Origin of the sequence: Streptomyces sp. NPDC005423, from assembly GCF_040606415.1 — a bacterium.
In the GTDB taxonomy this organism is placed as follows: domain Bacteria; phylum Actinomycetota; class Actinomycetes; order Streptomycetales; family Streptomycetaceae; genus Streptomyces.
Genome location: NZ_JBEXET010000037.1, coordinates 25,766 through 39,549, shown reverse-complemented (window position 1 = coordinate 39,549; position 13,784 = coordinate 25,766). Strand labels below are relative to the sequence as shown.

At 73.9% G+C, this 13,784-nt stretch carries 10 protein-coding genes; 5 read left to right on the top strand and 5 right to left on the bottom strand.

Going from position 1 to position 13,784, the window contains the following annotated elements; genetic code table 11:
* Window positions 1–44: 44 nt before the first annotated feature.
* On the bottom strand, window positions 45–1,661 hold the full coding sequence (lnt, locus tag ABZT12_RS29820) for an apolipoprotein N-acyltransferase (RefSeq protein WP_356390221.1): 1,617 nt from the start codon (window positions 1,659–1,661) through the stop codon (window positions 45–47).
* 231 nt (window positions 1,662–1,892) lie between these two features.
* On the opposite strand from lnt, the gene ABZT12_RS29815 reads away from it, so the two are divergent.
* A complete protein-coding gene (locus ABZT12_RS29815) occupies window positions 1,893–2,969 on the top strand; it encodes a hypothetical protein (RefSeq protein ID WP_356390219.1) in 1,077 nt (358 codons plus the stop codon).
* A 15-nt stretch (window positions 2,970–2,984) separates the two neighbouring features.
* Here ABZT12_RS29815 and ABZT12_RS29810 read toward each other — a convergent pair whose 3' ends face one another.
* Window positions 2,985–3,530 (bottom strand): hypothetical protein, encoded by a 546-nt coding sequence (locus ABZT12_RS29810; RefSeq protein ID WP_356390217.1) that lies wholly within the window; start codon window positions 3,528–3,530, stop codon window positions 2,985–2,987.
* 105 nt (window positions 3,531–3,635) lie between these two features.
* A complete protein-coding gene (locus ABZT12_RS29805) occupies window positions 3,636–4,421 on the bottom strand; it encodes an aspartate/glutamate racemase family protein (protein WP_356390215.1) in 786 nt (261 codons plus the stop codon).
* Window positions 4,422–4,460: 39 nt separating this feature from the next.
* Here ABZT12_RS29805 and ABZT12_RS29800 point away from each other — a divergent pair, with 39 nt between their 5' ends.
* On the top strand, window positions 4,461–5,714 hold the full coding sequence (locus ABZT12_RS29800) for a glycosyltransferase (protein ID WP_356390213.1): 1,254 nt from the start codon (window positions 4,461–4,463) through the stop codon (window positions 5,712–5,714).
* 4 nt (window positions 5,715–5,718) lie between these two features.
* Here ABZT12_RS29800 and ABZT12_RS29795 read toward each other — a convergent pair whose 3' ends face one another.
* Window positions 5,719–7,041 carry a TerD family protein gene (locus ABZT12_RS29795; RefSeq protein WP_356390291.1) on the bottom strand — a complete coding sequence of 441 codons (1,323 nt, stop codon included), beginning with the start codon at window positions 7,039–7,041 and terminating at the stop codon, window positions 5,719–5,721.
* A 309-nt stretch (window positions 7,042–7,350) separates the two neighbouring features.
* On the opposite strand from ABZT12_RS29795, the gene ABZT12_RS29790 reads away from it, so the two are divergent.
* From ABZT12_RS29790 to ABZT12_RS29780, 3 genes are all read left to right on the top strand, one after another.
* Complete coding sequence (locus ABZT12_RS29790; RefSeq protein ID WP_356390211.1) at window positions 7,351–7,779, top strand: DUF6643 family protein; 429 nt, start codon at window positions 7,351–7,353, stop codon at window positions 7,777–7,779.
* Between the two features lie 332 nt (window positions 7,780–8,111).
* Window positions 8,112–8,717 (top strand): hypothetical protein, encoded by a 606-nt coding sequence (locus ABZT12_RS29785; RefSeq protein WP_356390209.1) that lies wholly within the window; start codon window positions 8,112–8,114, stop codon window positions 8,715–8,717.
* A gap of 112 nt (window positions 8,718–8,829) precedes the next feature.
* The gene (locus ABZT12_RS29780; RefSeq protein WP_356390207.1) at window positions 8,830–11,265 is read left to right on the top strand and encodes a right-handed parallel beta-helix repeat-containing protein; all 2,436 of its coding nucleotides are present in this window, start codon (window positions 8,830–8,832) and stop codon (window positions 11,263–11,265) included.
* Here ABZT12_RS29780 and ABZT12_RS29775 read toward each other — a convergent pair.
* Entirely contained in the window at window positions 11,235–13,577 is a 2,343-nt protein-coding gene (locus ABZT12_RS29775) for a hypothetical protein (RefSeq protein WP_356390205.1), read from the bottom strand. The two genes, ABZT12_RS29780 and ABZT12_RS29775, sit on opposite strands and share 31 nt — an antisense overlap.
* Window positions 13,578–13,784 lie beyond the last annotated feature (207 nt).

The following is a 13,784-nucleotide window of genomic DNA, read 5'->3' as shown; positions in this document are numbered from 1 at the left end:
ACCCTAACGGGCGGCCCCACGGCCCCTCCGGCGAACTCCTGGACCTACGGCTGCCCGTCCGCCGCGCGCCGCCCGCGCACACCGGCGGCGACCGCCCACCCCAGGCCGCCCGCCGCGATCAGCACGAGCGCCAGCTCGGGCAGGATGCCGAGCCGGGTGGCGGGGGTCTCCGAGGAGCGCAGGGGCACCTTCTGGACCAGCACGGCGGGCACGAACATGCCCGTCCTCCGCGTGATCCTGCCGTCCGGCATGATGACGGCGCTGACACCGCTGGTGACCGGCACGGTGACGGTCCGGCTGTGCTCGACGGCGCGGACCCGGGACATCGCGAGCTGCTGGTAGGTCATCTCGCTGCGGTCGAAGGTGGCGTTGTTGCTCGGTACGGAGATCAGCTGCGCGCCGTCGGTGACCTCGGAGCGCACGGCCCAGTCGAAGGCGGCCTCGTAGCAGGTGACCAGGCCGACCCTGGCGCCGTTCATGCTGAACACGCCCGGCTCGGTGCCCCGGCTGAAGTCCTGGCGGACCATGGTGGTCCAGTTCTTGTTGATGGCCCCGAGGAGCGAGCGCATCGGCAGGTACTCGCCGAACGGCTGGACCTGCCGCTTGTCGTAGGTGTCGGTCGGGCCTTTCACCGGGTCCCACAGGATCTGCTCGTTGTAGAGCCTGCCGCGCCGCTCGACGACACCGCCCACCGAGATGGGCGCGCCGATCGCCTTGGCGGCCTGGTCGATGACGGTGTACGCGTCGGCGTTGGCGAACGGATCGACGTCGGAGGAGTTCTCCGGCCACAGCACCAGGTCGGGCCGGGGCGTCCTGCCCGCCTTGACCTCGGCGGCCAGCCGCAGGGTCTCCTTGACGTGGTAGTCGAGGACGGCCCGCCGCTGGGCGTTGAACTCCAGGCCGGAGCGGGGCACGTTGCCCTGGATGACCGCGACCGTGGTGGTGCCGTCCTCCGCCTCGTCGCTCACCAGGGAGCGCGCCGCAAGGGCGCCCACCACCGGGACGGCGACGCTCAGCACGGCCACGGCCGCGGCCGCGCGCCGTACGGAACGGGTCCGCCGGGTCTCCAGGACCACGCGCACGACCTCGTGCAGGCCGAAGCCGCAGAGGACGACGGCGAAACCGAGGACCGGGGTGCCGCCGACCGCGGCGAGCGGCAGGAAGACGCCGTCCGCCTGGCCGAACGCGATCTTGCCCCAGGGGAAACCGTGGAAGGGGACACGCGCGCGTACCGCCTCGCCGGCGATCCACAGGGCGGCGGCCCACAGCGGCCGGCCCGGCAGCTTCGACACCGCGGCGATGCCCGCGCCGACCAGCGCGACGAAGACCGCCTCCGCCGCGACCAGCGCCAGCCAGGGCCCGGGGCCGACCTCCACGCCGGTCCACACCAGCAGCGGCAGCAGGAAGCCGAGCCCGAAGAGGTAGCCGAGGCCGAGGGCCGCCTTCCAGCTCCGGCCGCGCAGCACCGCCCCGAAACAGGCGAAGGCGGGCAGCGCCAGCCACCACAGGGTGCGTGGCGGGAAACTGACGTAGAGCAGCACTCCGGAGAGCGCGGCTGCGGCGGCCGGGACCAGGCGGACGGGCCAGGAGACACGCGGGACGGGTGCGCTCCGCGGCTCCAGCTGGTCCGACTCGTCCGCGGAAGGTGCGGTGACGGTCACCCGGGGAGTCTACGGCGGGCGGCGACGGCGCCGACAGCACGGTCGAGATCGCGGCACAGGACACCCGTTCCTCAGAAGGCACACCGTTTCTGCGCGACTTGTCCACAAACGGGCCGACAGCCGTTACGGTGTGCCGGAGCCTCTGCCGCGCCCGCTCAAGGCCTGGTCGGCAGGGGTCCGTGACAGGCCGGGGGCGGTCGGGTTCGGGGGGCGACGGTGGGGTGCACGGAGATGCGCACGGCGGCCGGTACGGAGTCCGACGGTTCGGACGGTGAGAGACGGAACGGGTCCGACGCGGCGGGGATCGTGGTCCTCGGGGCCGCTGCCGCGTGGTCGCTGATCACCGCGGCCGCGCATGACGGGCGCCCCGAGGGATTCCTGCTCGCCGTACTGGCGGTGTCCGCCGGGTACGCGTCGGGCCGGATCTCCGGAGCGCTGCTGCCGGTCGCCGCGCCCGGTGCCGGCGCGTTGGCCGGAATCGGTCTGGCGGTCGCGGAGCCGAAATTCGCGCCGGGGCCCCAGTTCGCCGTACCGCTCGGGCAAGCGGGCGCCACGGCGGCGCTGCTGACGCTCTCCGCCGGGGCCGCGTGCTGTGCGGCCCGGTCCGCCCGGACTCCGGCGCCACGGCTCGCCCTGTGGCTGCTCGCGGCCGGCGCGGCGGTGACGGCGGCCGTGCTCGGCTCGGCCGTCGGATTCACCCTGTGCACGGCGGTGGTGCTGTGCTCGTCGGCGGCCGGCCGGACCGGCCGCCGTGGTCTCGGGCTCGCGGGCCTGGGCCTGGTCACCGCGCTGGTGACCGCGGCGATCTGGGCGGTCGCCGCGGACGCGCTGCCGGACGGACTCACCGCGTCCCTCATGGGCCGGCTGACACCGCACCGGGTCCGGCTGTGGCGGGACGCGCTGCACCTGGCCCAGGGCGACCAGGGTCTCGGCGTCGGGCCGGGGCGGTTCGGCGAGCTGAGCTCCACAGCGGCCCAGGCACTGCCGCCGGACGGCAAGCCGCACTCCGCGCTGCTTCAACTGGCCGCCGAACAGGGGCTGTTGGGGGTGGTTCTGCTGGCGGCGGCGTTCTGCTGGGTGCTGTACGCGCTGTGGCGCAGTCCGCGCTCCACCCCGGTCGCGCTCTCCGCGGGAGCCGCCCTGACCGGGCTCGCGGTGATCGTCTCGGTGGGGGACGCGCTCAGCTTCACGACGGTGTCGGTGGGCGCGGGCCTGCTGGCCGGAGTGGCCACCGCCCGTCCGCTCGTCGACGGCGCACCTCAGCACACGGCGGACGCACGCGCGCGTGGCGTACGGCCGACCCCGTGACCGGACGTGGTCCGGTCAGCGCCCCCCACCGGGGGTGCGCGGCTTCAGACGGTCGGTGATGATCCGCACGGCGGCCTCCGCGTCGTCCACGGTGATCGTGAAGGTGTGACCGTCCCAGAGGCTCAGCAGGATGCCCTCACCCCGGCGTACGACGACGGCGGTGCCCTTCTCGGGCCGCCAGCGGTAGCCCCAGCCGCCCCAGTGGCGCGGGGTCACGTGCGGGACGAACTCGGCGCCCGCGACACTGTCGAGCGGGATGCGCCGGCGCGGCACCCCGATGTGGCCGCAGCGCACCTCCAGGCACTCCGTGTCCACCTTCAGGGCGACGTGCACGAAGGCGAGCGTGCCGAAGAGCATGAGCAGTCCGGCCGCGATACAGCCGACGACCGACATGACGAGAGCGAGGATGCCGGACGTCCATGCGGAGTCCACGGCCAGCTCGATACCGAGCGCCATACAGGCGGCACCGCCGAGCGCCAGCAGCCACTGGAACCGGTTGGTGGCGCGACCGATCCAGATCTCGGTCTGCGGGGTGACTTCGTCGTGGGGGTCGTCCCTCATGGTTATGAGGTTACTCAGGTTTCGCCGCGCGGGTACGGCGTCACACAGGGTGACCGCACCGCACCACCGGTCCGCGGAGGGCGGGCGTCCGCTTCCGCGGGGCGGTCAGCGGGCGGGGGCGACGGCCTGGAGGAGACGGCCTTCCGCGTAGGCCAGCGCGGGAGTGGGCAGCTCGCCCTCGCGCCCGTTCAGCAGGACCGTCAGGGTTCCGTCGGCCGCCGCGTCGGGGGCGGCACGCTCGCCGATCCGGCGCAACGCCTGGGCCGCCACCGCTCCCGCGGAGCAGTGCAGGACGAGCGGCGGGATTCCGGAGCGCCACAGGGCCGCACGGATGCGCTCGGCGACCAGTTCGTAGTGGGTGCAGCCCAGGACGACGGTCGTCACCTCGTCGGGGGTCAGCGCCGCGGCCGCCGCGACGGCTGCGTCGACGGCCGCCTCGTCCGCGTGCTCCACGGCCTCCGCCAGACCCCAGCACGGGACCTCGGTCACCGGCACTCCGCCGGCGAAGTCCGCGATCAGACCGCGCTGGTAGGGGCTGCCGGTGGTGGCGGGCGTCGCCCAGATGGCGACGGGACCGCCGCCGGCCGCGGCCGGCTTGATCGCCGGGACCGTGCCGATCACCGGAATCGCCGGCTCCAGGCGCTCCCGCAGGGCGGTCAGGGCGTGCACGGTCGCCGTGTTGCAGCCGACGATCAGCGCGTCCGGCCCGTGGGCGGCGGCGGCCTCGGCGACGGCCAGCGCGCGTTCGGTGAGGTCCGCGGGCGTCCTCGGCCCCCAGGGCATGCCGTCGGGGTCCAGGGAGAGCACCAGATCCGCGTCGGGGCGCAGCCGCCGTACCGCGGCGGTGGCCGCCAGCAGGCCGATCCCGGAGTCCATCAGCGCGATCTTCACCCGGCCACGATAGACGATGCCCTCCGGCGGCCCGGCCCCGTGGGGCAGACTGCGCCCGTGAGCGCCATCGTGTGGACCGCCGCCGCATCACTCGCCGCCTGGCTGTGGCTCCTGTTCTGCCAGGGCTTCTTCTGGCGCACCGACGTCCGGCTGCCGGAGCGCGGGGACGACGACGGAGCCGACTGGCCCTACGTCTGTGTCGTGGTCCCGGCCCGGGACGAGGCAGCCGTGCTGCCCGCCGGCCTGCCGTCGCTGCTCGCCCAGGACTATCCCGGGCGGGCGGAGGTCTTCCTGGTCGACGACGGCAGCTCGGACGGCACCGGACAGCTCGCCCTCGACCTGGCACTCCTGCACGGCGGGCTGCCGCTCACCGTGGCCTCGCCCGGCGAACCGCCGGCGGGCTGGACGGGCAAGCTGTGGGCCGTACGGCACGGCATCGGCCTGGCACGCGCGCGTGGCACCGCCCGCGCCGGGCGCCCCGCGTACCTGCTGCTGACGGACGCGGACATCGCGCACGCGCCGGACAGTCTGCGGGAGTTGGTGGCCGCGGCCCGCACGGGCGGTTTCGACCTCGTCTCCCAGATGGCGCGGCTGCGGGTGGAGAGCGTCTGGGAGCGGCTGGTGGTGCCGGCGTTCGTGTACTTCTTCGCCCAGCTCTACCCGTTCCGCCGGATCGCCCGGCCGGGGACGCGGACCGCGGCGGCGGCGGGCGGCTGTGTCCTGCTGCGGACGGAGACGGCCGAGCGGGCGCGCGTCCCGGACGCCATCCGGCACGCCGTGATCGACGACGTGGCGCTCGCGCGGGCGGTGAAGGGTGCCGGGGGCCGGGTCTGGCTGGGGCTCGCCGACCGGGTGGACAGCGTGCGGCCCTACCCGCGTCTGCACGACCTGTGGCGGATGGTGTCGCGCAGCGCCTACGCCCAGCTCCGGCACAGTCCCGTGCTGCTCCTCGGCACGGTCGCCGGCCTCACGCTCGTCTACCTGGTGCCGCCCGTGGCACTGTGCGCGGGCCTGGCCGCCGGCGGCGCGGCGACGGCGCTGCTCGGCGGCGCGGCCTGGCTGGTGATGGCGGGGACGTACGTGCCGATGCTCCGTTACTACCGCCAGCCGGTGTGGCTCGCTCCCCTGCTGCCGTTCACCGCCTTCCTCTACCTCCTGATGACGGTGGATTCCGCGGTGCAGCACTACCGGGGGCGCGGCGCGGCCTGGAAGGGCCGCACCTACGCGCGCCCGGACACCGCCGGAACCTCCGGGAACTTCGGGAACACCGGGGATGTCGAGGACGGGGCCTGAGCGGTCACTTGCGGCCCGGGGTCCAGTTCATGCCCCACCCGTAGACACGGTCGACGGTCCGCTGCGGGCTGACCCCGCGGTCGGGCACCAGGTAGCGGGCCTCGCGCTGGACGACGAGGTCGCCTCCGGTGTTGGTGATCAGCGCCAGCGCGCACACCGTGGAGGGGACCGTGCACTCGTCCAGCGAGAAGTCGATCGCGGCGCCGAACTGCGGCTGGAGGGTGACCGTGGCGTGCAGGTCGGCGAAGGAGCGCGCGCCTTCGTAGATGGTCACGAAGACGAGGATGCGCCGGAAGTCCTGCTTGCGGTCGAGGTTGACGGTGAGGTTCTCGCCGCTCTCCACCGCCCCGGTGCGGTCGTCGCCGTCGAGGTGGATGTACGGCGGCCCCTGGAAGTTGCCGTAGGCGTTGCCGAGGGCCTGGACGACTCCCTTGCGGCCGTCCGAGAGTTCGTAGAGGGCGCACAGGTCCAGGTCGAGGTCCGCGTGCATCGCGACGGCGCGGCCCCGTTTGCTGCCCCAGCCCGAAAACTGCTTGCGCACCTCCCAGTTGAGGTTCACGCGCATGGAGCCCGACGTGCCGCCCTGCTTGGCCAGCGAGACCGAGGGGGCCGCCTTGGTGAGCGTCACCTTGCTCAGCCGGACGGGGGCGGCGGGCGGGGGTGGCGGGGTGACCGGGGGCGCGACGGGCGGCGGCACGGTCACGGGCGGCAGGACGGGCGGCGGCAGGTCGACGGGCAGACCGGCGGGCGGCGGGAGGTTCACCGGAGGCCCAACAAGCTTCGCTGGGGCGGCGGTTGAGGTCCGCTGCGGTTCGTCCACGGAGATCCCGAAGTCGGTCGCCAGGCCTTCGAGTCCGCTGCTGTAGCCCTGGCCGACGGCACGGAACTTCCAGGCGCCCTGGCGTCGGTAGAACTCGCCGAGCACGAAGGCCGTCTCGACCGTGGCGCCCGCGCTGTCGAAACGGGCGACGACACCGTTGGCGGCGGCGTCCCGCACCTCGATCGAGAGGTCCGGCACCTGCCCGAACGTTCCGCCGTCCGCCGACGCCACCAGGACCACGGTCTCCACGGCGGGCTCCACGCGCGCGAGGTCGACGAGCAGGGTGTCGCTCACCCGTCCGCCGGTGGTGTTCTTGCCCTCGTGCCGGACCGCGCCCGAGGAGTGCGTCGGCTGGTTGTAGAAGACGAAGTCCCCGTCGGAGCGGACCTTTCTGCCCACCAGGAGCAGCGCGGAGGCGTCGGCGTCGGGGACACCCGGCCCGGACCGCCAGCCCACTTCGACGCGCAGCGCCGTCGTCGGCACCGGAGTGTTGGACCCCTTCGACATCGGCATGTCCGCCCCCATCACGTGTCACCGCGCCAGGACATGCCCTGGCCGCTCATCGATCGTCTTCGTCTTCGCCCGCGCGCACAACCTATTCCCCGGGACGGCCGAGGCCGATGAAGGGCACAGGGACATCGTCGGCCAACCACCGGTAACCCGCCAAAACCCAGGCCTTTACACGATCAGCACGCAACTCGCCGCCCTATTTTGCCAAGTTCGCTCGCATTGGGGATGGCGCAGCACGGCCGACCCGGAAAACAACCCTCTTATCGGTCTCCCCAACCGGCACATCGTGGGCTTAACTTATGTGCCATGACCTCCCCCCGCTCCACTTATGGCGGCGGCTACTACTCCGCCTCCTTCCCGGACACCCCGATCTACGACTCCCTCGTCGCCGAGCGGGGCACCCCCCAGATTGCTCCGATCCGGGTTCCCGCGGCGTACGACATGCCGGGCAGCAACCTGCCCGCCCTGCCTTCGTCGCTTCCCGCCCTCCCGGCGGGCCCGTCCCAGCCCTACGGTTATCCGCAGGCACAGCAGCCCGCCCCGCTGCAGCAGGCGCCCGCCGCGTACATCCCGCAGCAGACCGCGCCGCGCGGCTACCCCGGCCAACAGCCCCAGCAGCCACGGCCGATGGCCGCCCCCGCCGGCTACGAGGCGATGCGTCCCGCCTCTCCCCGGCCCGCCCCGGCGCCGTACCAGCAGGACCCGTACAGCAACCAGCAGTACCGCGGCTACTGATCGCTGCCGCCCCGCGCTGTCCGTGCCGTCCGGCACGATGAAGTGATGGGAAGAGGTCGTCACACGGCGGGACCAGCCGCGTCCCGCGCCGAACCGCCGCCGAGCCCGCGCCCGGCGGCGGTGTTTTTCTGCCCGCGCGCACCCGGCCGCCGACGGGTCGAAGAGGCGTCCGCCACAGGCGCCGCCGCCCGGGAACCCTGGCCCGGGGCCTGCTCGTTGGGATTTCTGAGAAGTTCATGAGGTCTGGTGAGAGGTGAGCCCTCCATCACGGGGTCCGCGCGTGAGCGGCTCGTCGAGGGGTTGGCGCGGAGCGGGAAGGCGGTGCGGGGACGGTGCGAGCGATCAGCGGTCTCTGGCGCTGGCGGCACAATCCGCTGCGCCGCGGGACCGACCTGGCCGAGGCGTGGATGGCCCTGGTGGTCCTGTTGGTGATCGGGGTCGCCGCGCCGGTGATCGGCGCTCTCGTGGGTTCGGCCGCACAGAGCGCTCTCCAGCGGTCCGTCCGCGAGGAGCACCAGGCCCGCCACCGGGTGACCGCCACGGTGGTCAAGCGGTTGGAGCGGGTCCAGCCGGACCCTGACCCCGACACCTCACTGACGCGCAACGTGCGCAGCCGGGTGCTCGCCGACTGGACCGCGCCGGACGGCACCGCGCACCACGGCCCGGTGACGACGAGCCTCAACTCCCCTCGCAAAGGTGACCACTTCACGCTCTGGACGGACCCGTACGGCCGCATAGTGGCCCGCCCGCTGGACTCGGCGACGGCGACCACCCACGCCGTGCTCGCCGGTTTCGGCGCGGCGCTGCTGACCGCCGGGCTCGTCGACGGCGGCAGACGGTTCGTGCTGTGGCGCATGGTCCGCGGCAGGTACGCCCGTTGGGACCGGGCGTGGGAGCGCGCGGGCCCGGACTGGGGCAGGACCGGCACCGGCAGCTGACCCGACCGCCTGCCGCCTCTGGTCAACCCACCGCCCGCACGCACGCTACGGTGGACCGGCCGAGGCAATCGGCATCAACCCGCGTACGACGAGGTGGGGGCACGGCAACGCCATGGCACAGGGCACGGTCCAGGTGACGCACACCGGTACATCGCGGTGGCGGCGCCGCACGGGTGAGTACGCGTCGCTCGCCGCCGCCCTGGAGGCCGCGGCCGACGGTGACGTGCTCACCATCGCCCCCGGCACCTACCGGGAGAACCTCGTCGTCCAGCGGCCGGTGACCCTGCGCGGCCCCGAGGGTATGCCCGGTTCCGTGCGCATCGCGCCCCTGGACGGTGTGCCGTTGACGGTGTGCGCCTCGGCCGTCGTCCAGGACCTGCACGTGGAGGGCCAGGACGCGGCGGCGCCCGCCCTGCTCGTCGAGGAGGGCACCCCGGAGCTGACGGACCTCCGCATCGTCACCCGGTCCGCGGCCGGCATCGAGGTGCGCGGCGGCGCCCGGCCGACCGTCCGCCGCTGCACCGTCGACAACCCGGCCGGCATCGGCATCGCCGTACTCGACGGCGGGGGCGGGGTGTTCGAGGAGTGCGAGGTGGTGGCGGCCGGCCAGGCCGGTGTCGCCGTCCGGGCCGGCGGCCATCCCCGTCTGGAGCGCTGCCGGGTCCACCACACCTCGGGCGTGGGTCTCTCCGTCACGGGCGAGAACTCCGCGCTGGAGGCGGTGGGTTGTGAGGTCTACGAGGTGCGGGGCAGCGGTGTCCAGGTCACCGCGCGGGCCACCGCCCACCTCACGGACTGCGATGTGCACCGCACGACGGCGGACGGCGTCACGCTCGACACGGACGCCGTGCTGACGCTCGCCGACTGCCGCATCCACGACATCCCGGAGAACGCGGTGGACCTGCGTTCGCGTTCCGTGCTGACGCTGACCCGCACGACGGTGCGTCAGTTCGGCCGCAACGGACTGTCGGTGTGGGACCCGGGCACGCGCGTGGACGCCAACCAGTGCGAGATCTTCGACAGCACGGGCGACTATCCGGCGGTGTGGGTCAGCGACGGCGCCACCGCGGTCCTCGACGCCTGCCGGGTGCACGACGTACCGGACGCGCTCTTCGTGCTCGACCGCGGCTCGCGCGTCGACGTCGTCGACAGCGATCTCTCCCAGGTGCGCAACACGGCCGTGTCGGTGAGCGACGGCGCCACCGCGCAGCTCGACGACTGCCGGATCCGGGACGCGGCCACGGGCGCGTGGTTCCGGGACCACGGCAGCGGCGGCACCCTCAACAACTGCACGGTGGACGGCACCCAGACCGGCGTGATCGTCACCAAGGGCGCCGACCCCACCCTTGAGCGCTGCACGGTCGACTCCCCCGCCGAGGCCGGTTTCTACGTGTCGGCGGGCGGCCGGGGCAGCTTCGTCGGCTGCCGGGTGACGGGCAGCGGCGGCTACGGCTTCCATGTGCTCGACGGCTGCCGTACGACGCTGAGGAAGTGCCGCACCGAGCGGTGCGCGCGCGGTGGCTACGAGTTCGCGGACGCCGGTCCCGACGCGGCGCCCGGCACCGGCCCGGTCGTGGAGGAGTGCACCAGCGACGAGAGCGGTACGGTGCGGCCGCCCGCCGCGCGCGAACCGGCCGTGGAGACGGCGAACCAGACGGCGGGCCTGCTGGGTTCGATCCCGGGACAGCGGGCCGCCGAGCCGGAGCCGGTGATCCCCGCCGCCCCGGAGCGGGAGGCCCGCTCGTCCCAGGACGTCCTCGGTGAACTCGACACGCTGGTCGGGCTGGACAGCGTCAAGCGCGAAGTGCGGGCCCTCACCGACATGATCGAGGTGGGCCGCCGCCGCCAGCAGGCCGGCCTCAAGGCGGCCTCCGTCAAACGCCACCTGATCTTCACCGGCTCCCCCGGCACCGGCAAGACGACGGTCGCCCGGCTCTACGGCGAGATCCTCGCCTCCCTCGGGGTGCTGGAGAAGGGGCATCTCGTCGAGGTGTCCCGGGTGGACCTGGTCGGTGAGCACATCGGCTCCACGGCGATCCGCACCCAGGAGGCCTTCGACCGGGCGCGCGGTGGGGTGCTCTTCATCGACGAGGCGTACGCGCTCTCCCCGGAGGACTCCGGCCGTGACTTCGGCAAAGAGGCGATCGACACGCTGGTGAAGCTGATGGAGGACCAGCGGGACGCGGTCGTGGTGATCGTCGCGGGCTACACGGCGGAGATGGAGCGGTTCCTCTCGGTCAACCCCGGTGTGGCGTCCCGTTTCTCACGGACCATCACCTTCAGCGACTACACCCCCGATGAGCTGCTCAGGATCGTGGAGCAGCAGGCCGAGGAGCACGAGTACCGGCTGGCGGAGGGTACGGCGGACGCGTTGCGGAAGTACTTCACGGTGATCCCGAAGGGCGCCGCGTTCGGCAACGGCCGTACCGCGCGCCAGACTTTCGAGGCCATGGTGGAGCGGCACGCGAGCCGGGTCGCCCACGTCGAGGAGCCCAGCAAGGACGAACTCACGCTGCTCTACGCGGAGGACCTGCCCGAGCTGCCCTGAGCGGGTACCTCGGGCGGCCCCAACCGGGCCAGCAGGCGCGCCCGTTCCTCGGCGAAGGCCGGGTCGGCCTGGTAGTCGGAGTGGCCGAGGATCGGCGCGGGCAGCGGGTGTCTCTCCGTACGGCCGTACGCCAGTGGGTCCTTGAGAGGGGCCCGGTCCACCTCGGGGCCGTGGTCGCCCAGTAGTCGCACCGGTCCGCCGATCGGGTCGGTGAGGCGGTACAGGTTGCGCCAGCAGTCGACCTCGCGGTGCAGCCGGGACAGCGCGGCCGGACCGAAGTGGGCCGGGAACCAGCGGCCGTAGAGCCGCTCCAGGGGGCAGCCGTAGGTGAGCAGGGCGACGCGTCCGCGTTCGGCGGGTGCGAGCTGCCAGGCCGCCGCCGCGGCGAGGACACTGCCCTGGGAGTGGCCGGAGATGACGAGCCGGCCGCCCGTGGCGCGGGTCCAGGTCGCCATCCGCCAGGTCAGGTCGGGCACCGCGCGCTCCGCGTAGCAGGGCGGGGCGAAGGGGTGGGCGGCGCGCGGCCAGAAGGTGCCGACGTCCCAGAGGATGCCGATGGTGCGCCGCGCGGAGGCGTCCTTGTAGGCACGGCGGCCCCAGGTGACGAACAGGATGAAGCCGAGTCCGCTGAGCCAGGAGCCCAGCGCCTGGGAGGTCTCGGCGGCGGCGCCCACCAGGACGTACGTCTGGCGGGTGGCCGCGACCGGCGCCTTGGCGGTCGTCAGGGCGCCGACGAGGGCTCCGGCGCCCATCAGCAGGGTCGCGGTCGCGGTGACGGCGACGAGCAGCGGGCCCCGGTCGGTGAGGGCGGCCAGGGCGCGGGTGGTCGCGATGCGTGCGGTGCGGGCCGGGTCGGCCGGCTCGCCCGGGTGGTCGTCGGCCACGGCGCGCAGTTCGGCGCGGCGCAGTCGCCAGGTGCGGCGGCCCAGCCCGGCGCAGAGGACGAGGACGACGAGGAGCAGGGCCGGGATCACGGACGCCTGCCAGGTCAGGAGAACGGGCGGTCCCGCGAGGGAGGTTCCGGTGCCGTCGAGCCAGTCGGAGACGCGCTGTGACACACCGCCGGACATCACCCCGCCGAGCGCGCAGGCGAGCATCGCCACCGCCGGTCCGCCGAGCCCGCGCAGGACGGCGCGCCGGTCCGGGCGGGTGCGGTACAGGCTGTGGGCGACCGTGCCGAGGAGGACGACCAGGGCCCCCTGGGCGAGGGTGATGCCGTCGAAGGCCGCCTCGCCGGGCAGCCGTCCGGACGATCGCCACTCCGGGCGGGACCAGCCGGCGTAGAGCGCGGCGAGGGCGAGCAGGAGGAGGGCGCCGAGGGGCAGTCGGCGCACGAGACCGCGGTCGAGCTTCTTGTCGAGACGGTTCTCGCTGCGGCCCCGGCGGCAGACCACGTAGACGACGAAGACGGCGGCCCCGAACAGGGCGGTCTCCAGGAGGGCGCCCACGGCGTGCAGGGTGCGGGGGCCGGCGGCCCCGGCGTCGTACCGGGCCGTCGGGACGGTGAGGGCCGCGGCGACGGTGAGCAGGCCGGCGGCCGTGTGGGCGGCGCGCAGCCGGGCCACCAGCCGGCGGCCGTACCAGAATCCGGGCCGGTCGAGCGAGGTGCGGCCGGTCCGCTCATCGGGCGCGGGGCCGCGGCTCATCGGCCGCTGGGACTCGTAGGCGCTCCAGGTGCGGTGGGAGAGGTACCAGAGCAGGGCGGTGAGCGCGGTCGGTACCAGGGAGGCGAGGGCGAGCCGGCGGCCGGGCGGGCTCCACCAGCCGGCGCGCGCGCCGGCGGGCGAGAGGAAGCCGAGCCAAGCGTGCCGGGCGGCGCAGGCGCGCGCGCCGGCGCACTGCCAGGCCGTCAGGTCGAGGGCGACCTCACAGGCGGCCGCGACGAGCAGCACCGTCAGGGTCAGCCCCGCGAGCCGCACCAACAGGCCGTAGAAGCGCACGGTCCGGGGCCGGCCGCGGGCGTCCGGGCGCATCCAGTGCGCGAGGTTGACGACCATGAAGGGGAGCAGCAACAGCCACAGGGCGCGGGCGCCGTTGCCGGAGGTGAGGTTGCACCAGACGTACGCCTCCGGGATGGGGCGGCCGGCCCGGTCGCCCGGCCGCGCTTCCGCGTCGACGTCGAGGGCGCGCCGGAAGACGGCCGCCGTGTCGTCGCCGCTGATCCGCACCGTGCGGGGGTCGCCGAGCATCTTCTCGGGTGTGGTGCCCCCCACGCCGTGGACCAGGAGTTCCAGGGCGGGCTCGGCCTTCTCGGACCGCCCGGCGGGGTCATCGGCCCCGGCCGTGGCGGGGCGTTGCTGCGCGCGCTCCACCGTTTCGCACTTCTTCCGTGCCGCAACCGTCGGTCTCTGTCCGTGCGACCCCAGGATCACGGCGCGGGGCCGGGTGTGCACCGGTTGTCACGCAATCTCCCCGAGACGGGTGACGTACGGGGGACCGATGATGCCCGAATGACATGTGCGCGTCGAGGCAGGCGGTGGGACGGCCCGTACCACGGCGTGCGAGGATGGGGCGTCCGC